Source organism: Ignavibacteriota bacterium (assembly GCA_016707525.1).
Classification (GTDB): Bacteria; Bacteroidota; Ignavibacteria; order UBA10030; family UBA6906; genus JAGDMK01.
Window position 1 is genome coordinate 136,374 of the sequence record JADJHP010000011.1, and the last position, 21,780, is coordinate 158,153.

15 protein-coding genes are annotated in these 21,780 nt (G+C 60.9%); 9 read left to right on the forward strand and 6 right to left on the reverse strand.

Going from position 1 to position 21,780, the window contains the following annotated elements; translation table 11 throughout:
- Positions 1-2 precede the first annotated feature (2 nt).
- The gene (locus IPI01_17110; protein MBK7259484.1) at positions 3-2,171 is read left to right on the forward strand and encodes a VWA domain-containing protein; all 2,169 of its coding nucleotides are present in this window, start codon (positions 3-5) and stop codon (positions 2,169-2,171) included.
- A gap of 905 nt (positions 2,172-3,076) precedes the next feature.
- Here the strand turns inward: IPI01_17110 and gyrA are convergent.
- From gyrA to dnaA, 6 genes are all read right to left on the reverse strand, one after another.
- On the reverse strand, positions 3,077-6,196 hold the full coding sequence (gene gyrA, locus IPI01_17115) for a DNA gyrase subunit A (protein ID MBK7259485.1): 3,120 nt from the start codon (positions 6,194-6,196) through the stop codon (positions 3,077-3,079).
- A 165-nt stretch (positions 6,197-6,361) separates the two neighbouring features.
- On the reverse strand, positions 6,362-8,407 hold the full coding sequence (gene gyrB / locus IPI01_17120) for a DNA topoisomerase (ATP-hydrolyzing) subunit B (GenBank protein MBK7259486.1): 2,046 nt from the start codon (positions 8,405-8,407) through the stop codon (positions 6,362-6,364).
- A gap of 31 nt (positions 8,408-8,438) precedes the next feature.
- Complete coding sequence (locus tag IPI01_17125; protein ID MBK7259487.1) at positions 8,439-8,711, reverse strand: DUF721 domain-containing protein; 273 nt, start codon at positions 8,709-8,711, stop codon at positions 8,439-8,441.
- A gap of 25 nt (positions 8,712-8,736) precedes the next feature.
- On the reverse strand, positions 8,737-9,873 hold the full coding sequence (locus IPI01_17130; protein MBK7259488.1) for a DNA replication/repair protein RecF: 1,137 nt from the start codon (positions 9,871-9,873) through the stop codon (positions 8,737-8,739).
- 99 nt (positions 9,874-9,972) lie between these two features.
- Positions 9,973-11,097, reverse strand: a complete 1,125-nt coding sequence (dnaN, locus tag IPI01_17135; GenBank protein ID MBK7259489.1) for a DNA polymerase III subunit beta — start codon at positions 11,095-11,097, stop codon at positions 9,973-9,975.
- A 351-nt stretch (positions 11,098-11,448) separates the two neighbouring features.
- On the reverse strand, positions 11,449-12,936 hold the full coding sequence (gene dnaA / locus IPI01_17140) for a chromosomal replication initiator protein DnaA (protein ID MBK7259490.1): 1,488 nt from the start codon (positions 12,934-12,936) through the stop codon (positions 11,449-11,451).
- A gap of 401 nt (positions 12,937-13,337) precedes the next feature.
- Between dnaA and rpmH the strand changes: the two genes are divergently transcribed.
- The 8 genes from rpmH (at position 13,338) to murQ (ending at position 21,634) form a co-directional block, all read left to right on the forward strand.
- Entirely contained in the window at positions 13,338-13,487 is a 150-nt protein-coding gene (gene rpmH / locus IPI01_17145) for a 50S ribosomal protein L34 (GenBank protein MBK7259491.1), read from the forward strand.
- On the forward strand, positions 13,488-13,880 hold the full coding sequence (gene rnpA / locus IPI01_17150) for a ribonuclease P protein component (protein ID MBK7259492.1): 393 nt from the start codon (positions 13,488-13,490) through the stop codon (positions 13,878-13,880).
- Positions 13,786-14,082, forward strand: coding sequence for a membrane protein insertion efficiency factor YidD (gene yidD / locus IPI01_17155; GenBank protein MBK7259493.1), 297 nt, complete (start codon positions 13,786-13,788; stop codon positions 14,080-14,082). Before rnpA ends, yidD begins: the two co-directional genes overlap by 95 nt.
- A 26-nt stretch (positions 14,083-14,108) precedes the next feature.
- Positions 14,109-15,893: a membrane protein insertase YidC gene (yidC, locus tag IPI01_17160; protein ID MBK7259494.1), complete on the forward strand. Its 1,785-nt coding sequence runs from the start codon at positions 14,109-14,111 to the stop codon at positions 15,891-15,893.
- Between the two features lie 497 nt (positions 15,894-16,390).
- Positions 16,391-17,812, forward strand: a complete 1,422-nt coding sequence (gene mnmE / locus IPI01_17165) for a tRNA uridine-5-carboxymethylaminomethyl(34) synthesis GTPase MnmE (protein ID MBK7259495.1) — start codon at positions 16,391-16,393, stop codon at positions 17,810-17,812.
- A 261-nt stretch (positions 17,813-18,073) separates the two neighbouring features.
- Positions 18,074-19,954, forward strand: coding sequence for a tRNA uridine-5-carboxymethylaminomethyl(34) synthesis enzyme MnmG (gene mnmG, locus IPI01_17170; GenBank protein ID MBK7259496.1), 1,881 nt, complete (start codon positions 18,074-18,076; stop codon positions 19,952-19,954).
- A gap of 8 nt (positions 19,955-19,962) precedes the next feature.
- On the forward strand, positions 19,963-20,688 hold the full coding sequence (gene rsmG / locus IPI01_17175) for a 16S rRNA (guanine(527)-N(7))-methyltransferase RsmG (GenBank protein MBK7259497.1): 726 nt from the start codon (positions 19,963-19,965) through the stop codon (positions 20,686-20,688).
- Positions 20,689-20,722: 34 nt separating this feature from the next.
- Positions 20,723-21,634, forward strand: a complete 912-nt coding sequence (gene murQ, locus IPI01_17180) for an N-acetylmuramic acid 6-phosphate etherase (GenBank protein MBK7259498.1) — start codon at positions 20,723-20,725, stop codon at positions 21,632-21,634.
- Positions 21,635-21,780: the final 146 nt, after the last annotated feature.

The following is a 21,780-nucleotide window of genomic DNA, read 5'->3' on the forward strand; positions in this document are numbered from 1 at the left end:
CTATGCCGCAGTTCGACCTTCGTGTCGGCGCTTCTCCCCTCTTTGCACTGCTGGCGATAGCCATCGCCGCCGTTGCGGCATATCTGTATTATCGCATCACCCTTCCCCCTGTCGCACCCTCTCTCCGTCGTCTCCTGATGATCTTGCGCGGACTCGCCTTGCTCCTGTTGTTGCTTCTTTTCCTTGAGCCCATCCTCCGGATCATCAGCACCACCATGCACCGTCCTGTGTTGAGCGTTCTGGTGGACGACAGCAAGAGCATGGGCATCACGGACAAGAGCGGCGATCGGGCGGCAACGACGCGTGCAGTAGTGCAGTCCCCGGCACTTGCGCACATTGCGGAGCGAGCCGATATCCGCTACCTGACGTTCAGTACGAATGCAACGGACATCGCCGTTGATTCGCTGGATTCCCTGTCGTTCAACGGCGATGGCACCGACATTGCTTCGGCACTTCACACTGCCGCAACAGGTCACACCTCGGCATCGGCGCATGCGATGCTTGTCATCTCCGATGGGGTCACGACGCTCGGCAAGAATCCGCTGCATGAGGCCTCGTCCTATGGCGTTCCGGTGTTCACGGTGGGCGTGGGCGATGCAGCGGAACAGCGCGACGTGCTCATCTCCCATGTTGCGGGGAATGCAATCGTGTATGCGGGCGTGCCCGCACCTGTGAGTGTGATCGTGAAGAGTGCCGGCTATCCGGGTCAGAAGGTGGAAGTGACCATCGCCGATGGGCAGCGGGTGATGGATCGGAAAGCATTGACACTCGAGGAGGGTGTTCGTGAATACGAACTCTCTTTGACCTATACGCCGGACGGCGAAGGGATACGCTCCTTTAGCGTATCTGTCACATCGCTCCCCGGCGAACTCACCACGAAGAACAATCACCGCACCTTCACCGCTCGTGTGCGCAAGAGCGCGCTGAAGGTCCTCCTTATCGCCGGAGCGCCTTCGGCTGACGTCACGGCCGTGCGCCAGGCGATCGCCGAGGTGGAACAGTTCACGGTGCGGTCGTTCACCCAATTGCCGTCAGGACAGTTCTTTGAAGGGGTGCTGCCCCCCGGGACGGTTGATTCATCGGACTGTATCGTGCTTGTGGGATACCCCGGCGCGGGAGCGCAACCCGCAATGCTCCAGAGCGTGTTCGGTGCGGTAAAAGCACGGACGGTCCCGGTCCTGGTTGTGGTGACCAAAGGGACTGACGTGAGGACGCTTGGGCGCTTCGCGGAGTGGCTTCCGTTCAACGCCGATATGGTGACGCCGGCAGAGTACGAGGTGGCGGTGGACCCGACGGCTACCGAGAAGGCCATCCCGGTGTTCACACCCGAGCATCGCGAACAGGATGATCCCTGGCTCCGGCTTCCGCCGGTGTTCACCACGCGCACCGTCATCACGGCAAAGCCTGATGCTTCGGTGCATGCCACCACTCGTGCGCAGGGGATCAACGCACCGCATCCTGTAGTCTTGTCGCGGCGCGTTGAACGGAGGCGCGTCGTTGCGCTCACAGTGCACGGCGTATGGCGCTGGCGGTTGATGGCGCAGCGGTCTCCGCAGACGGAAACGTTCTTCGGTGGATTCATGGCGAACGCACTGCGCTGGCTCACGGCGCCCGACGATGCCGGACCGGTGATCGCGAAGCCGTTCAAGGATTCCTTTGCCCAGGGTGAGCCGTTGATGTTCAACGTTCAGGTATACGATCCGCGCGGCAATGTGGTGGACGATGCAGAAGTGAAGCTCGTGATCGCAAAGGGAGGCGACGTGCGCGAGGCGCTGGTGCCGCCACGTGGGAACGGGCGATACGAAGGCGGCGCGGCGGGGATCCATACCGATGGCGCATTCCGCTACAAGGTCACGGCTTCACGGAACGGTTCGGTGCTGGGCAGCGACAGCGGGCAGGTGCATATCAGCGGTACAGCGATCGAATTCCTGAACACCCGGATGGACGAGGGAACGCTCACCGCGCTCGCATCGCGGACCGGCGGTGCGTTCATGCGGCCGGCGGAGATCGAACGTCTGGATTCATTACTGGCGGGAGATGCTGCGTTCGCACCGCGAACGACATCCTCCGCGTTTGAGATCCACGTAAGGATGTCGCCCTGGTACATTGGTCTACTGATACTGCTCTTTGCCGCGGAGTGGGTCATCCGCAAGCGGAGCGGGATGATCTAGCATTGCTGGAACAATGTTGCCCAAAAGGGGAGGGGGGGGGGGGGGGGGGGGGGGGGGGGCCAAAGGGGGGAAGAAAGAAGAGAAGGGGGGGGGGGGCCGGGGGGGGGGGGGGTTGCGGTACTTTTCCCCCCCCACCCCCGGGGGGGGGGGGGTCGGCGGGGGGGGGGGCCGGGGGGGGGGGGGGGGGGGGGGGGGGGGGAAGGTGGGGGGGGGCCGCCCCCCGCCGGGGGGGGGACAACCCCCGGGGGGGGGGGGGGGGGGGGGGTTTCGGCCCCCCAGGGGGGCCCCCGGGGGGCCGGGGGGGGTGCCCGCGCCACCGGGGGGGGGGCGCGCCGGCGGCGGCCCCACCGGCCGGGGGGGGGGGGGGGGGGGGGGGGGGGGGGGGGGGTCCGCGGGGGGGGAGGCGCGGCCCCCCCCCGCCCCCCGGGGGGCCGGGGGGCGGGGGGCGGCCGGGGGGGGGGAACCGGGGGGAAGCCCCCCCTCCCCCGCCCCCGGCCCCCCCCGCCGCCGCCACCCCGCGCCGGGGGGGGGGGGGGGGGGGGGGGGGGGGCGGGGGGGGGGGGGGGGGAGGGGGGGCGGCCCCCGGGCCCCCGGGGGGGGGGGAAAAAGCGGGGGGGGGGGGGGGGGGCCAAGGGGGGGGGGGGGCCCCCGCGGGGGGGGGGGGGGGGGCCCGGGGGGGGGGGGGACGCGGGGCGGGGGGGGGGGGAACAAGGGGGGGGGACAGGAAAGGGGGGGGGGGGGGGGGGGGGGGGGGGGGGGGGGGGGGGGGGGGGGGGGGGGGGCGTGCGATCATGAGGACTGGATGCCTCACAATCGAATGAAATATATGACATCCATGTTCGGAGTCAATGAACACAAAAGCCCGCGTACGGCGGGCTTCTATGCGGAACGCAAGAGATGATGGCCTAACGCTTCCCTTTTCCCTTTGCCTTCTTTGCCGGCGCGGCGGGCTTCTTTGCTGCGACCGGCTTTTTTGTTGAAGCAGCCTTCTTTGCCGGGGGCGCCGGTTTCTTCGGCGCAGCCGCCGCTTTCCCGGCCGGAGGGGTCGCTTTCTTCACTGGCCCGGCCTTCTTTGCGGCCGCTGCCGGTTTGGGGGCCGGCGGCGCTGTCTTCTTCGCGGGCTCAGACTTCTTAGCCGGAGCACCCTTGGCTGGAACGGGCTTCGGAGTAGCCTTTGCCGGGGCGGACTTCGGCGCAGCGTTGACCGGAGCACCCTTTTCCGGGGCTGCCTTTGCAGACGCCACCGGAGGAGCAGTTTTCACGGTCTCCGGTTTTGTGGGAGCAGAACTCCTCTTCCCGACCTGCGGTTTCACCTCTACGGGAGCACTTGCGGGAGCATGTCTTGTGCTCCCGGGAGCACCCTTGGGAGCACCAGCAGCCTTCGCAGGCCCGCCGGTGATTCCCTTTACTTCCTTACCTGTGCTCCCCTTTGCTCCCTTCCCGGAGTCCTTCTTTGCGTTCTTGCCCGGTTCAGGCTTGCCGCCCTTAGCCTTGCTCTTCAGGTTTTTTTTTTCGTCGCCGTCGAAGAGACTGCCCTGGTCAACATCCTCCGGTTCCCCACCCGGCTTGACCGGGGAGCCATTCACGATCGTCTCGTCCTCATCCGCCGGCACCGACGCCACATCCGAGATCGCATCGCCGCTGTCCAGCTTGATGAGCCGCACCCCCTGTGTGTTCCGTCCGGCCACGCGGATATCGGCAGCATGCTGACGGATCACCACGCCGCGCGAGGACACGATCACGACATCGTCCTTCTCCTTCACTTCCCGGATCGCCACCATCCTGCCCGTCTTGTCGGTGGTCTTCATCGTGAAGATACCCTTGCCTCCGCGGTGACTGATGCGGTACTCTTCCGTCTCACTCCGCTTGCCGAAGCCGTTCTCCGTGGCCACAAGGATCGTGGTATCCGACCTGCGCAGGACCACCGCACCGACAACGTGATCATGCTTGCCGAGCCTGATGGCACGCACGCCGCCTGCCGCGCGGCCCATGGTGCGCACTTCGGTCTCGGGGAACCGCACCGCCATGCCTTCCGATGTGCCAATGACGACGTCCTGCTTGCCATCGGTAAGATGCACGTCGATGAGATTGTCCTTCTTGTCCAGCCCGATCGCGGCGATACCGGTCTTGCGCGGATTGCTGAACTCGCTGAGCAGGGTCTTCTTGATGTTCCCCTGTTCCGTGACCATGAGCACATTCACCGGCGCTTCGAAGTCCTTGACGGCCACGTACGATACGATCGTCTCGCCCTGCTCCTTCGACACCAGGTTGGCGATGGACTTCCCTCTTGTCGCACGCCCGCCTTCCGGTATCTCGAACACCTTGAGCCAGTAACACCGTCCCATGTCCGTGAACAACAGGATGTACTCGTGTGTGGAGGCGATGAACATCGCCTCGATGAAGTCATCCTCCTTCGTCGTGGCCCCCGAACTCCCGCGTCCGCCGCGCGACTGCCGGCGGTACCCGCTCACCGGGAAGCGCTTCACGTAGCCGTTGTGGCTGATCGTGATGACGACCTGCTCTTCGGCGATCATGTCCTCGATGCTGAACTCTTCCGCCTTGTACACGATCTCCGTGCGGCGTTCGTCGCCGTACTTCTCCTTCATCTTCAGCAGCTCTTCCCGGATGATCTGGAGCTGCAGCGCCTTGCTCGCCAGGATGGCCTTCAAGCGTTCGATCAGCTTGATGGTTTCGCGGTACTCGTCCTCGATCTTCTTGCGTTCCAGGCCGGTAAGGCGCTGGAGCCGCATGTCCAGGATGGCCTTCGCCTGGATCTCGGACAGCTTGAACTTCCTCATCAAGCCGGCCTTCGCGGTCTCGACGTCGCGCGAGGCCTTGATCAGCTTGATGATCGCGTCGATATTGTCGAGCGCGATGATGTACCCTTCGAGGATGTGCGCGCGCTTTTCGGCTTCATCGAGCTCGTACTTCGTCCGGCGCACGACCACCTCGATGCGGTGATCGATGAAGTGCCGCATCATCTCGCGCAGCGTCAGGATCTTCGGGCGGCCATCCACCAGGGCGAGCAGGATCACGCCGAAGGTGGTCTGCATCTGCGTGTGCTTGTACAGGTTGTTGAGGATCACCTCGGCGTTCGCATCGCGGCGCAATTCGATGACGATGCGCATGCCGTCGCGGTCCGACTCGTCACGGATATCCGAGATGTCCTCGAGCTTCTTGTCCGAGACCATGTCGGCGATCTTCTCGATCAGGTTCGCCTTGTTCACCTGGTACGGGATCTCGGTGATGATGATGCTCTGGCGGTCGTTCTTTGCCGTCTGGATCGACGCGCGGGCACGCACCACGATGCGGCCGCGACCGGTCATGTAGGCGTCCTTGACGCCTTCATACCCGTAGATGATGCCACCCGTCGGGAAATCCGGGGCCTTGATGATCTTGATCAGCTTCTCATTCTCGATGTTCTCGTCCTTGATCATCGCGAGACAGCCATCGATGGTGTCGGAGAGATTGTGCGGCGGGATGTTCGTTGCCATACCCACCGCGATACCGCTGGCGCCGTTGATGAGAAGGTTCGGGACCATCGCCGGGAGCACCGACGGCTCCTTGAGCGTGTCGTCGAAGTTCGGCACGAAGTTGACCGTGTCCTTCTCGAGATCGAGCAGCATCTCTTCCGCGATCTTCGCCATGCGCGCTTCGGTGTACCTCATGGCCGCGGCGGAGTCGCCGTCCACCGACCCGAAGTTCCCCTGCCCGTCCACGAGCGGATAGCGCATGGAGAAGTCCTGCGCCATGCGCACCATCGTGTCGTACACGGCGGAGTCGCCGTGCGGATGGTACTTACCGAGCACCTCGCCGACGATACGGGCGGATTTCTTATAGGTACGGTTGGAGGCCAGACCGAGCCCCTGCATGCCGAAGAGGACACGGCGGTGTACGGGCTTGAGGCCATCGCGCACATCCGGCAACGCACGGGCCACGATCACGGACATCGAATAGTCGATGTATGATCCGCGCATTTCCTCTTCGATATCAACGGGGACGATCTTTTCGTTCAGTGTCGCCATGAGGCTATCTCTGTCTGACTATGGTCGTAGTAACTTCGTGTGCTCTATCTCTCGCAAAGGCGCAAAGGAAAATGGATACCTGAGTTGTGCGCGTTGGAGCCTTGGCGAGAGCAAAAGACCCCCGAATACTGCATTCGGGCTCGTGTCTTTGCTTCCCTTGCGTCCTTAGATATCCAGGTTCCTAACGTACTTCGCGTTCTTCTCGATGAACTGGCGCCGCGGTTCCACATCATCTCCCATCAGCATGGAGAAGGTACGGTCCGCCTCGGCAGCATTCTCGATCCCCACCTGCAGGATCGTCCGGGTGTCGGGGTTCATGGTCGTGGACCAGAGCTGCTCGGGATTCATTTCACCGAGGCCTTTGAACCGTGAGATGGTGATACCGCCGGGGACGACCATCGGGGTGCCATCCTCCCCCTCCATGATCTCCTCCGGTTCGGGCTCTTCCTTCTTCGCCTTGTCGGCCTTGAGGCGCTTGATCACCTCATCACGCTCGGAGTCGTCGTAGGCGTAGAACTCCTGCTTTCCCTTCTTCACCTTGTACAGCGGCGGCTGGGCGATGTACACATGCCCCAGCTCCACCAGCTCCTTCATGTGCCGGTACAGGAGCGTCAGCAACAACGTGCGGATATGCGAACCATCGACGTCAGCATCGCACATCACGATGATCTTGCCGTACCGCAGCTTCCCTGCGTTGAACTCCTCGCCCACGCCGGTGCCGATGGCGGTGAAGATGTTCCGGATCTCTTCGTTCTCGAGGATCTTGTGCAGGCGTGCCTTCTCGACGTTCAGGATCTTCCCCTTCAGCGGAAGGATCGCCTGGAACCGGCGGTCGCGCCCCTGCTTCGCACTGCCGCCTGCAGAGTCGCCCTCGACCAGATACAGTTCGCAGTGTTCGGCATCGTTGATGGAACAGTCGGCCAGCTTGCCCGGGAGGCCGCCGCCCGACAGCGCGTTCTTCCTGCGCGTGAGGTCGCGCGCCTTGCGCGCGGCTTCGCGCGCTTCGGCCGCACGCATCGCCTTGTCCAGGATCCGCTTCGCATCGGGAGAGTTCTCTTCCAGCCACGAGACCAGCGCCGGGCCGATCACCGATTCCACGATGCTCTTCACTTCGCTGTTGCCGAGCTTCGTCTTCGTCTGCCCTTCGAACTGCGGCTCGGGCACCTTCACGCTGATCACCCCGGTGAAGCCCTCACGGAAGTCGTCGCCCGACAGCGAGATGCCGCCTTCCTTCAGGATGTTGTTCTTGTATGCATAGGTGTTCAGCGAACGCGTCATCGCGGTGCGGAAGCCGACGAGATGCGTGCCGCCCTCATGCGTATTGATGTTGTTCACATAGGCGTAAACGTTCTCGCTATACTCGTCGTTGTACTGGAACGCGGCCTCGACCTCCACGGCCCGGCCATTCTCATCCTTGTCGGAACCCCGCGCATAGAAGACCCTTTTCGTCAGCGCCGGGCGGCCTTCGTCGATGTACTTCACGAACTCGGTGAGCCCGCCCTTGAAGTGGAACACCTCTTCCTGCTCGGTCTTGGTCCGCTGGTCCGTGATGCGGAGCGTGACCTCGGAGTTCAGGAACGCGAGCTCGCGCAGGCGCTCGGCGAGCGTGTCGAACTTGAAGGTCCTGTTCTTGAAGATCTGTCCGTCCGGCAGAAAGGTGATCTTGGTTCCGCTCTTCCCCTTCTCCGCCTTCCCTGTGATCTTCGCCGGTGCCACGGGGTCGCCGCGCTTGAACTTCTGGAACCAGAGGTTCCCGTCGCGCATGACCTCCACCTCGAGCCATTCGCTGAGGGCGTTCACCACGGAGACGCCGACACCGTGCAGACCGCCGGAGACCTTGTACGTGTTCTTGTCGAACTTGCCGCCGGCATGCAACACGGTCATGACCACTTCCAGGGCCGAGCGCTTCTCTTCCTTGTGCATGTCGGTCGGGATACCGCGACCATCATCGATGACGGTCACCGAGCCGTCCTTGTTCATCACGACTTCGATGATGTGCGCATAGCCCGCGAGCGCTTCGTCGATCGAGTTATCCACGACCTCGTACACCAGGTGGTGCAGACCGCGGGTGCTGACGTCGCCGATGTACATGGCGGGCCTGCGACGCACCGCCTCGAGACCTTTGAGGACAGTGATATCCTCGGCGGTGTACGCGCGGTTGTCGCCGTTGCTCTTTGCGCCCTTGGGATCTTCGCGTTCTTGTTTTGCCATAGACCTGTGTCCTGCTCCTTCGAAAGAATTCCTACCGGAACCTGATATCCTTCAGGACCGCATTGCCAGCAACTTCATTCAACTTCTGGATGATCTCTGTCCGCTTCATCGTGAGCTCCGCGCGCCAGGGGGCGGATGAGACGCTCACGTAGAGCACGCCGTTCTCGATGCGCTGCGGACGCGCAACGCGGGCGATCTGCTCCCCGACCACGTCATCCCACTCGGTGATGATCCGGTACTTCCGCAACGAACCGTCGATGCCGAGCGCAACAACGAAATCCTCGAGGGCCCTTGCAAGAGGCACGGGAGAGGATTTCTTCCCGCCCCTCTTACGCTGTGTATGATGCGCATGTCCCGCGTTCAATGCGAAATCTCCGGTGATGCATGTCCCACGCGATATCGCCGGCGAGCAACCCCGCATCCGTCGCCGTCAGGATCGCCTGCCCGTTCTCCTGGAGTTGCCCGAGCACCCGTGCCGCACGCTCGCTGTCCAGCTCCGCGAACACATCATCGAGCAGGAGCATTGGCGTCTCGTTGCGCACGGTACGCACATACAACAGCTCCGCCGACTTCAGTGCGATGAGCAGTGTCTTGTGCTCGCCCTGCGATGCAAAATCCTGCGCGTTCATGCCGCGCAGGAGAAACTCAAGATCGTCGCGGTGCGGGCCGACCAGTGTCGTTCCCCTGCGCTGCTCGTCGTGCCGGTGCGTATGCAGTTGCTCACGATACAACGCAGCGATGGCCCTGACGTCCATGCCTGGCGTGAGGCCGTGGATCCCGGCATAGAGAAGCTGCACCGGTTCCGCACTGCCTGCAAGACGCGTATACGCCGTCATGAACGGCTCTTGCAGAAACCCGACACACTCCATCCGCTTCTGCACGATCCGGGCACCGTGCTCGACGAGTGCTTCGGTCCAGGGATCGAGCACGCCGGCATCGATACCACCATGGTGTCGTGCATCGAGCAGGACGCGGTTCCTCTGCCGGAGGATGCGGCGATATTCCTGAAGATCATTCAGGTAGCGCACGCTTGTCTGGCAGAGCATGATGTCCAGGAACTTGCGACGTTCCGCCGGACCGGATGCCACGATGCCGCCGTGATCGGGCGACAGGAGCACCGCAGGATATTCCCCCACGATCGCGGAGACCTTCTCGAGAGGCGACCCACCGATGCGGACGACCTTCTCCCCTTCCTGCACGGCGAAAACAATGCTTGCGGCGGTCTCTCTGCCGCTGTCGCTGATGAACGATGCGTGCACATCGAAGTACGGCGCGTTGTGCTGCACCACCTGTGCGTCGAGCGCGGCGAAGAAACTCTTGCCGAGGCTCAGATACGACACCGCCTCGAGGATGTTGGTCTTTCCCTGCCCGTTCCTTCCGATAAGTGCATTGATACCGCCGCCAAACTCAATGCGTGTATCGTCGTGGTTCCGGAACGTACGCAGCCGGAGGGACGTGATCCTCATGAAACGCTGTCCTTCATAGAATACGGCAGCCCCGCTTGTGACGGGGCTCCCGTAAACCGCAGACCTGTGAAGCCGGCTGCATTCCCTTCCGCAACCCCGTCAATGCTCGGGAACAGTGAGCCGCACCGGCATGATGAGCATCAGCGTATCTTCCGTTTCCGGAGAATCCGCCGGCGACACGATACCTGCACGCGTGGGCGCGCTGAATTTCATGATCACCTGCTCGCCATCGATGTGCGAGAGAATGTCCACGAGATACGTTGCATTGAATCCGATCTCCATTGGCTCCGCGTCGTACGCTGCTTGCAGCGTTTCACGTGCTTCACCGCCCGCATCCGCATCCTGTGCGCTGAGCTTGAGACTGTTCGGTGCGAGATCGAAACGCACCTGATGATTACTGGCGTTCGCGAATAACGAGACGCGCCGGATCGCGTTGATGAGATCCTCGCGCTTGATCGTCAGGAAGCGGTTGTTCTCCTTCGGGATCACCACCTCGTAGTTCGGATAGGTTTCCTCTATCAGGCGCGACGTGAGCACGGTCTGATCGTACGTGAACTTCACATGGGTGTTGCTCGTGCTCACCGTACACGGACCGGTCTCGAGACCCTTCACGAGAATACCGAGTGCCTTCGCAGGTACGATGACATCCTTCGCGAGTTTTGCGCCATTCTCGGGTTTGTACAGAAAGCGCGACAGACGGTGACCATCGGTGGCGACCGCGCGGATCTCCGTACCATTCGCCTGGAGCAGAATGCCCATCATCGAGGGGCGAAGTTCATCACTACTCACGGCGAACGCGGTGCGATGAACGATCTTCCGCAGAATGCTGCTATCCAGCGTTGTCGTTGCCGTGGCAACGAACTCGGGAACCTCGGGATATTCCTTTGCCGCTTCACCGGACAGCGAATACTCGCCGGTCGGCGTGGAAATCTTGATCTTGTTTGCCACGACATCGATGACGAACACCGCCTCCGTCGCCGGGAGCGAACGGATCGTGTCCGTCAGCCGCTTCGCCGGAATTGCTATTTTACCGTCCTCTTCGCCTTTGACCTCAAGGGTGATGGTGGACGATATGATCTGATCGGTCGCCGTGATGCTCAAAACGTTGTTCACCAGTTCGAACAGAAACGTCTCGAGGATCGGCATCGGGGATTTGGAAGGAATAACACCCCCCAGCTTGCCCAGAATGCGCTGAAGGTCCGAGGTGCCGACCGTAAATTTCATGGTGATCTCCTTCGGGCTAGAACATGTGATGCGGAAATGAGAATATCCCCGTAAATGTACGGAAAAACCCTATTATAATCCAATATTCTTATATATGTATACAGATAAGATTACTAATATACGGTGTGGATATGTTGATTGCGTCATCCGCCGTCGCACAAGCTCTGAGGGTCGAACAACAGGACATCGTGACCTCAAGCGATGGATGAGGAAGCGGAGTGTGGAAAGATATCCACGTTGTGTACATTTGCAGCCGGGTTGTGTTACAACTTCTCTGATTCTGGTACCTGTACACCTGTCATCCACACCTGTTCACAGCATACAGACACCTTCGTGCACCTACAATTAACATTAAACGTGTCCGAGCAACTGTAGACGACGTTTTATCTGCGTTACATGGGTCTGGTATTTCGAATCCACGCGCATCTGGTCCTCAACGGACTGATAGGCATGGATGACGGTGCTATGATCGCGCCCGCCGAAATGTAATCCGATGGTCTTGAGTGAAGCATTCGTGAGTTCCTTGGCCAGGTACATCGCGATCTGGCGGGCATTCACGATCTCTTGTTTGCGCGTCTTCGCCCGGAGCATATCTTCCGGGACGCTGAAGTATTCGCAGACGGTTCGTTGGATGCTTTCGATCGTGATGGGTGTGCGGACGTCGCCCACCACCACTTTGAGAACGTCCCGGGCGAGGTCCAGGTTGATTTCACGGCCTTCCAGGGAAGCCCGGGCAAGGACGCTGATCAGGCATCCCTCGAGCTCGCGGATATTGCTTGTGACATTCGCCGCAATGAATTCGACCACATCCTGGGGCAGCTCGATGCTATCATCCTCGCTTTTCTTGCGCAAAATGGCGATACGCGTCTCGAGGTCAGGGGGCTGGATATCCGACGTCAGGCCCCACTGGAAGCGGGAAAGGAGCCGGTCGTCCAGGCCCTTCAGTTCCTTGGGCGGACGGTCGGAGGACAGGATGAGCTGTTTGCCGAGTTGATGGAGTTCGTTGAACGTATGGAAGAAGTTGTCCTGGGTCTTTTCCTTGCCGGAGAAGAACTGGATATCGTCCACGATCAGGATGTCCATGCTGCGGTAGAAACTGGAGAAGTCGCTGATGCGGTCGGTCTGGATCGCGTCCACGAACTCCACGGTGAACTTCTCGCTGGACACATACATCACGCGGCGGGCCTTGCCGGTGCTCAGGGCATGGTTGCCGATGGCCTGGATGAGATGTGTTTTGCCGAGGCCCGTGCCGCCATAGATAACGAGGGGGTTGAAGGACGTTCCGCCGGGGTTATTGGACACGGCAGAGGCAGCAGCGCGGGCGAGCTGATTGCTATCTCCCTTGATGAAATTATCGAAGGTATATCGGGGATTCAGGGTAGTTTGAAAATTCATATCCCGTGTAGAAGCCTTCGATGAGATCCGCGGAGCGGGGGGTTGAGGAGCCGGCTGTGTCGGGGGCTGGAGAGGCCGGATAGGGGAGGCGATGATGGGTGAATAGTCCACATCCACCGGCGACTCCTCCGTGCGGACGGAGTATTCCAGGGCAGCATCGGGGCCGAGGACCCGGGTGATGGTTGTATTGATGATGGTATAATAGTGTTCTTCGAGCCAGTCGTAGAAGAACTGGCTGGGGACCTGAACAATGAGGGTACCGCCCTGGAGGTTCTGGGGGACGATGGGTTCGAACCAGGTCTTGAAGCTTTGCGAGTTCACCCGCTCTTTAATGAGGTCGAGGCAGGCAGCCCACACGCGTTGGGCCTGTTCGAGCTCTGAGGGGTGTTGACCGCGTGCTGGGCCGTTACCCTCTGGCACAGAAGAAGATGCGAGGTTGTTCATCAGATCCGCCCGGTTATCCACATTGTTATTCACAGATGTGGAATGGTCAAAGGTGAGCATTCGTTTTCACAATTTATCCACATATGCACACGGCAGCAAGTTGCTGTAAGTTGTTGCAATACTGCCGGTTACAGGAATTTTCTTGTTTAGAGGGTTATGAGTGTGCGAATCGTGGAAGCAGGTTTTGCCGGAAATTGGGGGGAAGCTCCAAAGCGCACAAGTTATCCACATCATCTACAAGACCTGTCTTCTCCCGATAATACAATATTGGGACGGGGGTGCGCAAGAGAATTCTTTGCCATTTTGCGTTCTTCGGGGTTGAACTTGAAATCGCTTTTCATTATGTTGTGTTGCTTAGTCCAATTTTCTCAGGTTATACACGCACGTCGGGACGGTGTCCAATGAAGCGCACATTTCAGCCGCATAAGAGAAAGCGTCGCAACACGCATGGTTTTCGTGAGCGTATGGCGACCAAGAACGGCCGCAAGGTTCTTTCCCGTCGCCGCGCGCGCGGACGGAAGAAGTTGACGATCAGTGACGAACGGCGGTAGGTGAAACGCGAAGGCACGCTCCGCGGCCACGAGAGTTTCGACCGTGTGTTCACCCGGGGATCCCGGGCGGGCGGAACGCTCATCCAGTGTCTGTACCTCCTGGAGGCTTCGGAGCAGCCAGTGTTTCGCGCCGGTTACGCGGTTTCCCACAAACGGTTCCATGCCGTCCGTCGCAACAGGTTCCGTCGGCTGATGCGTGAAGCATTCCGACTTGAGAGCGAGCCTCTGCGGGCCGCAGTGGAGCATCATAGGGTATCTGCAGATCTCGTCTTCGTGTTTCGACCCAAGAGTGACGCGCATGTCGAACGGCTCACCCTCCAACCCGTCCGTACCGAGATCGCCGGATTCTGCCGGAGGGTCCGGGAACGGATCGAACAGTACGATCGCGCGTAAACTCGTCGTCGGGCTCGTCCGGCTGTACCAGATCATCATCTCGCCGTTCCTCCCGCCCAATACGTGTCGTTTCACGCCGACCTGCTCACAATATGCCATTGACGCCGTATACAAGTATGGCGTCCTCAGCGGATCCTGGCGCGCGCTCAAGCGCATCGGCCGCTGTCATCCTTTTCATCCGGGCGGCTACGACCCCGCCTGATCACATGATTCTCTACGAGGGTTTGTATGGATAGGTCATCAACGCTGGGCTTCGTGCTGATAGGTGTCATCCTTATTGCGTGGATGTGGTGGCAGTCGCCCGCCCCGCAGACACAGCCTGCGCACGGACCGGATAGCACCCATGCCGTTGCACAGAAGCCCGTCGCCGCGGAGCCGGTCCCGGTGGCGGCCCCTGTCAAGAGCGGCGTGATGTCTGACAAGCTCGGCACGTTCTTCGCCGGCCGCGACAAGGGTGACGAGAAGATCGTCATCATCAAGACCGACCTGTACACGGCGGAGTTGACGACGAAGGGTGGGCTTCTGCGGAAGTGGGAGTTGCGCGGATACAAGGCGTGGAACGGCAAGCCGGTGCAGCTCGTGGATTTTGACAAGGGTGGCGACCTGAGTCTGCTCTTCACATCGAACGACGGCAAGCTGATCGATACGAAGAACCTGGTGTTTGATGTTGAGGGTCCGCGGTGGAAGACCATCACGCTCACCGGCACGGATTCGGTGAAGGTGGCGATGGTGCTTCCGGTCACCAATGGTGGACGGTTGGTAAAGAGTTTCACGTTCCGGAACGGGTCGTACCTGTTCGGTGCGGACTTCCAGTTCGAGAAGATGGATTCCGTGGTGGCGTACGAGTATCAGATCGTATGGGAACACGGCCTCCGGTATGCCGAGCAGAACAGCGTGGACGAGTCGAGTTTTGCGATGGGGTACGTGCATGCCGGCGGTGAGATGACCGAGGTGGATGCGAGCACGGCCGGGGAGACGGTGCAGAAGGATATCACGGGCGCAACGGATTGGCTTGCGACCCGGAACAAGTACTTCCTCCTGGCGATGTTGCCGGGGACCCCGAAGAGTGAGGGGGCGTTCCTGGAAGGGACCCACAAGACGGCGGCGGACCATGGTGCGATCGAAAGCTACACGCTGGCCCTGAAGATGCCGTTCCGGGGTTCCGTGAAGGAGCGTGCGTCGATGGATGTGTACCTGGGCCCGCTGGAATACGATACGGTGAAGGCGATGGGCCGCGGGGTGGAGGGGACGATGAACCTGGGCGCAGCCTGGATCATCCGCCCGATCTCCGAGTTCGTCATGATCCCCTTGTTGCAGTTCCTGCGGATGTTCATTCCGAACTACGGGCTGGTGATCATCGTGTTCTCGATCATCATCAAGTTCGCGCTGCACCCGCTCACGAAGTCGAGCATGAAGGGGATGCGCCGGATGCAGGCGTTGACCCCGATGATGACCGAGGTGCGGGAGAAGTACAAGGACGATCCGCAGAAGATGAACACGGCGGTGATGCAGCTGTACAAGGAGTACGGTGTGAACCCGGCTGCCGGTTGTTTGCCGTTATTGCTGCAGATGCCGATCCTGTTCGCGCTGTATTCGGTCTTCCGTTCGTCGATCGAGTTGCGCCAGGCGTCGTTCGTGGGATGGATCACCGACCTTTCGATCCCTGATGTGATCGCCACGTTGCCGTTCCGGATCCCGCTGATCGGGATGGATACTCTGAGTGGCCTCGCGTTGATCATGGGCATCACGATGTTCGTGCAGCAGAAGCAGACGGTGACGGATCCGCGTCAGAAGGCGATGGTCTGGATGATGCCGATCATGATGACGCTGCTGTTCAGCAGTCTGCCGTCGGGGTTGAACCTGTATTATCTGGTGTTCAACGTGTTGAGCATCGGACAGCAGTACTGGTTCAACGCGCAGCACAAGGACGAGCCGTTGCGGAAGGTCGAGCCGAAGAAGGGTGGTGGCGGGTGGATGAGCAAGATCTCGAAGGATCTGCCGAAGCTCAAGTAACCGGTGCTGCATACATGAAGAGTCTCTCGTGGGCCCACCTGTCTGGTGGGCCCTTTGCTTTTCAGCGCATCGGATCGACGATCCTGGATCTGGCCGCGCGTTGCGCCTGTACGTGGAAATCCGTAGAATGATAGGCTTTCCCTGCAGAAAGCAATCTGGTGGTGGCGCCGTGGGAGATGCCCCAACGAGGTTTCTCGCTCGCGATGTATCGGAGGGCACCCGCCGGGGGCTCCCGACTCGGTTTCTCCAAATTCTTCGATCGGCGGCATACACAACGAGACCGGTCAGGCGTCCACGGAGTGGAGAAACCTCGCTGGGAGCACCCCGGCGGGTGCTGTCACCGTGCCCGGCTCACTCGAAAGGAAGCACGGCAGCGGGGGGAGCTGCTGTCACCGGCCGGCTCACCTGAAGGAAAGCACGGCACGCCGGAGCTGTCACCGTGCCCGGCTCACTAAAGAAAGCACGGCAGTCGCCGGCATGATGCTGCCGGATAGCTGTTGAACAATGACGGATCGACGCGGTCCATGGTTGATGAAGTGCGTGATTCTATAGCCGCTATTGCGACACCACCTGGTGCCGGCGCTCTCGCCATCGTGCGTGTGAGCGGTCCGGACGCGATCGGGATAGGGGACCGTGTGTTTCGTGGGGCGGTCCCGCTCGATAGTGCCGCCGGATACACGGTGCACCATGGCAGCATCGTCGGGCCCGGCGAAGAGCGGTTCGACGAAGTACTGGTGACGGTCTTCCGTTCCCCGCGCTCGTACACCGGTGAGGACATGATCGAGATCTCCTGTCATGGCGGCTCGTACGTCACGCGTGAGATCATGCGCCTCGTGATGGAAGCTGGTGCGCGGCCAGCGCAGCCGGGCGAATTCACGCGTCGTGCATTCCTGAACGGCCGCATCGATCTGTCGCAGGCCGAGGCCGTTGCGGACCTCATTGCCTCGCGAAGCCGCCGGGGACACCGGGTCTCGCTCGAGCAGCTTGCGGGTCGCCTGGGCGGAGCTGTCCGCTCGCTCCGGGCGGAGATGATGGACTTATGTGCGTTATTGGAACTAGAGCTCGATTTCAGTGAGGAAGGCCTCGACCTGATCACCGCGCAGGATGTTGAGCAGCGGATCACGGCGATACGAACACGATGTGGCGCCCTGCTCGCCTCCTATGCGCACGGACGGATCTATCGTGACGGCGTCCGCGTTGTTCTCGCCGGTGAGCCGAATGCCGGCAAGTCCAGTGTGTTCAATGCTCTCCTCCGCCAGGACCGCGCCATCGTTACGCCCGTGCCCGGCACAACGCGCGACTCGCTCGAGGAAAGCATCGTCATCGAGGGCATCCTCTTTCTCCTCACGGATACCGCCGGTCTGCGCGAGACCGTTGATCAGGTCGAGCAGATCGGTGTTGAGCGCTCGCGCAGTGCGGCAAGTGGCGCAGACATTCTTGTGCACGTCATGGACGCATCTGTCTCTCCGGACGTTGCTGAACATTTGAAGCGTATGTCGGTCCATAGCGACGAACAACACTTCATACCTGTGCTCAACAAATGTGATCTCTTGCCCGCGTGGCCGGGGCCGGAAGTCGCATCGATGCGAGGCGAGACGTCGGGTATTGTTTCCCCGATCTCGGCACGCACCGGTCAGGGACTCGATGCGCTTCGCGCTCAGCTTGCGCGGGTGGCAACGGGAGACGGGGCGCTTGGAAGCGAGGAGATATGCATCACCAGCGAACGTCACCGTGACGCACTCACGAAGGCGCACGCCTCACTCGAGAGGGCGTTGGCCGGACTGAAGAGCGGTGCGACCGAAGAGTATCTGGCTTTCGATATCCGCGAGGCCGCATCGGCTCTGGCGGAGATCACCGGCGAAGTGTCGTCCGAAGAAGTGCTCAACCACATCTTCGAACGATTCTGCATCGGGAAGTAGGCGTTCGGCGTAGGCTCTGGGGCATGGTGCTTTCGTAGAGGAAATTGGTCAGGTGGTGGCGCACGGGGAGATGCCCCAGCGAGGTTTCTCCACTCCGTGGACGCCTGACAGTAATCGTGGTGTATGCAGCTGATCGAAGAATTTGGAGAAACCGAGTCGGGGCACTCCCCGGGCGCGACACCGAGCAGACCAGACCGAGTCGGGGCACTCCCCGGGTGCCTCTCCGATTGTTTTGCCATAGGCAACTAGCAAAGGCGGTGAATGTTCCACGTGAAACATAGGTACGACGTCGTGGTGGTGGGAGGCGGCCATGCAGGCATCGAAGCTGCGCTGGCCTCCGCCCGCATGGGGTGCCAGACCGTCCTGGTCACCATGGACCCAGCCGCCATCGGCCGCATGTCGTGCAACCCCGCCATCGGAGGATCCGCCAAAGGCCACCTCGTGCGCGAGATCGACGCCCTGGGCGGCGAAATGGGGCAGATCGCTGACGCCACCGGGATCCATTTCCGGATGCTGAACACATCCAAGGGGCCAGCCGTGTGGTCGCCAAGATCGCAGAACGACAGGGAGTGGTACAGCAGGGAGGCGAGGCGCAGGGTAGAGATGCAGCCTGGTCTCGATGTCATCACGGGGTTCCTCTCCGACCTCACCGTGGAGGATGGCGCCGTCCAAGGTGTGGCCATCAATGGTGAGGCAAGTTTCTCGTGTACCTCGCTTGTTCTCTGCAGCGGCACCTTCCTCAACGGACTCATGCATACGGGTGAGACATCCACCACCGGTGGGCGCTTCGGCGAACCGGCATCGGTCGGGCTCACCGAGAAGTTCACTGCACTCGGGTTTGTGGCCGGGCGTCTCAAGACCGGGACACCGCCCAGGCTCGACCTGACCACCATCGACCTGGAGGAGACCGAGGTACAGCCCGGTGACGAAGAGCCGACGCCATTCTCTTTCAGGAACGAGCGGATCGGCAACCGGCAGATCCCCATGTACCTGACCCACACCAACGCTCACACCCATGATGTCCTCCGTACCGGGTTCGATGCCTCGCCGCTCTTCACCGGGAGGATCAAGGGTGTTGGGCCGAGGTACTGTCCATCCATCGAAGACAAGATCAACCGCTTTGCCGACCGTGAGCGACACCAGATCTTCCTCGAGCCCGAGGGGTATGACTCCACCATCGTGTACATGAACGGCTTCTCGTCCAGCTTGCCTGCCCATGTACAGGAGAAAGCCATCCACACCATCGCCGGGCTCCGCCATGCGAAGATGGTTCGACCGGGGTATGCTGTTGAGTACGACTTCTTCCCGCCGCACCAGGTGTGTCACACCCTGGAGACCAAGTTGGTGAAGGGACTTTACTTCGCCGGGCAGATCAATGGGACGAGCGGGTATGAAGAAGCGGCAGGGCAGGGTATCGTCGCCGGCATCAATGCGGCGCTCAAAGTGAAAGCTGCCGACCCATTCACTCTGGACAGGAGTGAGGCGTATATTGGGGTGCTCATCGACGACCTCATCAACAAGAGCACCGAAGAGCCCTACCGGATCTTCACGTCCAGGGCGGAGTATCGTCTGGCGCTGAGGCAGGACAACGCCGACACCCGACTCATGAGGAAGGGTGCGGCACTCGGACTTGTTTCTGCTGGCGTCATCGCGAAGCTCGATACGAAGGAGCGGGCGATCTCATCAGCGAAAGAATATCTCGCCATGGTCAGGATCGCCGGAAGAGAGATCGCTGCGGCATTCGGCGACCGGCTCGACGGCAACATCCCGGAGAGCGAGACACTCCTTGGATTGTTGAAGCGGCCCGAGGTCACACTCAAGGACATCGTCGCCATCCCCATGGTGAGGGAGAGCGGCGTTATGGCCGCGGTCATCTCTGACAGGGACGTCTTCTCCCGGGTAGAGACCGAAGTAAAGTACGAGGGGTACTTGAAGAGGCAGGACGAGCAGATCAGGCAGTTTCAGAAGAGCGAATCCATGCGGATACCTGACGGCATGGACTATCATGCGCTGAGGTCGCTCAGCAACGAGGCAAGGGAAAAGTTGACAAAGGTGCGGCCGGCCTCCATCGGCCAGGCCATGCGCATCAGCGGAGTCACGCCGGCCGATGTGTCGGTACTCATGATCTCACTTATGAGGTGATGTTTCACGTGAAACATTCACAGGATGTGCAAGTCATCTGCCGGAAGAACGGGTTCGACCTGACCGACGGCATGGTACAGCAGCTCGAGCAGTACGTGTCGCTGTTGCTGGAGTGGAATGCGAAAGTGAACCTGGTTTCGAGGAAGGACCAGGAGAACATCTGGGGCGGGCATGTGCTGCATGCTCTCTCCATGTTGTTCCGGATCCGGCTCCCGGAAGAGATCAGGGTCATCGATCTGGGTTCGGGTGGTGGATTGCCGGGGATACCTTTGGCCATCGTTAATCCCGGATGGACCGTAGGGCTTCTCGATTCCATTCAGAAGAAGTGTACTGCAGTGGAAGACATCGTGACGCGCATGGGATTAGCGGCGCGCGTTGAAGTGATCGCGGGGCGGGCGGAGGAAAAGGCGATCATCGATCCACGGAGGGGGAAGTTTGATGTGGTGGTTGCGAGAGGCGTGGCGCCGCTTGCCGAGTTGGTGAAGTGGTCCAAGCCATATTTGAAGAAGATCCCGGATGCACCGCCGGCGGTGGACGATGCCGGAGGGATCGTACGTGTCACACCGCCGGTGCTGATCGCGTACAAGGGAGGGGACCTTGAGGGGGAGATCAGGGAGATGAGGATGAAGACGGGGCGGGTCGTGGCGGCGAGCGTGCCGGTAGCATTTCCGGAAGCGGAAGAATGCGGCCTCGTCGGGAAAGCGATCCTGGTGGTGCCAATGAACAGACCATAATTTCTATAACCGTTATTGTAGATAAGAATCTCCTATGAGTAAAGACCTTTCGGATGCGCTCGCAAAGCTGCTCACCGAGCAGCGCAACCCTGCGTCCATTGCCATGGACAGCCTGAGTGTGGAGGAGATCCTCCGCCTCATCAACGACCAGGACAAGCGAGTTGCGCTTGCTGTGGAACATGAGATCCCGTGGATCGCGAAAGGCGTCGAGCTGATCGTGGAGTCGTTCCGCAGCGGCGGACGGCTGATCTACTTCGGCGCGGGCACATCCGGCCGTCTCGGCGTTGTGGATGCTTCGGAATGTCCCCCGACATTCGGCACACCGCCCGAGCTCGTTGTGGGCGTGATCTCCGGCGGACAGTCGGCGATGTTCAAGTCCGTGGAAGGTGCCGAGGATGATCCGGAGCAGGCACGGCGCGATGTGGATGCGTTGAATGTGACAGAACGCGACACCGTATGCGGGATCGCCGCGAGCCGGCGTACGCCGTACGTCGTGGCTGCTGTTGCGCGGGCGCGCGAGCTCGGGGCGAAGACGTTGTATGTCACGACCAACCCGCGCAAGGATTTCGATCTCGAGGTCGACGTCGCCATCTGTCCCGAAGTCGGCCCCGAAGTGCTCATGGGATCCACGCGGATGAAATCGGGCACCGCGCAGAAGCTCGTCCTGAACATGCTCACCACCACGTCGATGGTACGCATGGGGAAGGTGTATGAGAACATGATGGTGGACCTGCAGCTCACGAACCAGAAGCTCGTGGAGCGTTCGAAGCGCATCGTGATGATGGCGACGGGCATCGACTATGATGGCGCCACCGTAGCGTTGGAGAAAGCAGGCGGGCATGTGAAGAGTGCGATCGTGATGGTGAAGGCGGGCGTGACGCTTGATGAGGCGCGTCGCCGCATCGATGCTGCGGGCGGTTTCGTGCGTGGCGCCATTGCCGGTTGATCCTCTCCCGGCTTGTGATGTCCGTTATTGCCTTCTCTCTCTCTTAGTAGTATGGTGGTGGCGCACGGGGAGATGCCCCAGCGAGGTGCGTCGAGCGTCTGCTTTCTTTGAGTGATCGAAGCAAGGTGGTGGCGCACGGGGAGATG

Bases quoted from the DNA above. Each gene is read 5' to 3' on its own strand.
- dnaN (MBK7259489.1), bottom strand. From the start codon at position 11,097: ATGAAATTTACGGTCGGCACCTCGGACCTTCAGCGCATTCTGGGCAAG.
- mnmG (MBK7259496.1), top strand. From the start codon at position 18,074: ATGTTCCACGTGAAACATAGGTACGACGTCGTGGTGGTGGGAGGCGGC.
- gyrB (MBK7259486.1), bottom strand. From the start codon at position 8,407: ATGGCAAAACAAGAACGCGAAGATCCCAAGGGCGCAAAGAGCAACGGC.
- gyrA (MBK7259485.1), bottom strand. From the start codon at position 6,196: ATGGCGACACTGAACGAAAAGATCGTCCCCGTTGATATCGAAGAGGAA.
- yidC (MBK7259494.1), top strand. From the start codon at position 14,109: ATGGATAGGTCATCAACGCTGGGCTTCGTGCTGATAGGTGTCATCCTT.
- rpmH (MBK7259491.1), top strand. From the start codon at position 13,338: ATGAAGCGCACATTTCAGCCGCATAAGAGAAAGCGTCGCAACACGCAT.
- IPI01_17110 (MBK7259484.1), top strand. From the start codon at position 3: ATGCCGCAGTTCGACCTTCGTGTCGGCGCTTCTCCCCTCTTTGCACTG.
- IPI01_17130 (MBK7259488.1), bottom strand. From the start codon at position 9,873: ATGAGGATCACGTCCCTCCGGCTGCGTACGTTCCGGAACCACGACGAT.
- murQ (MBK7259498.1), top strand. From the start codon at position 20,723: ATGAGTAAAGACCTTTCGGATGCGCTCGCAAAGCTGCTCACCGAGCAG.
- dnaA (MBK7259490.1), bottom strand. From the start codon at position 12,936: ATGAACAACCTCGCATCTTCTTCTGTGCCAGAGGGTAACGGCCCAGCA.
- yidD (MBK7259493.1), top strand. From the start codon at position 13,786: ATGTCGAACGGCTCACCCTCCAACCCGTCCGTACCGAGATCGCCGGAT.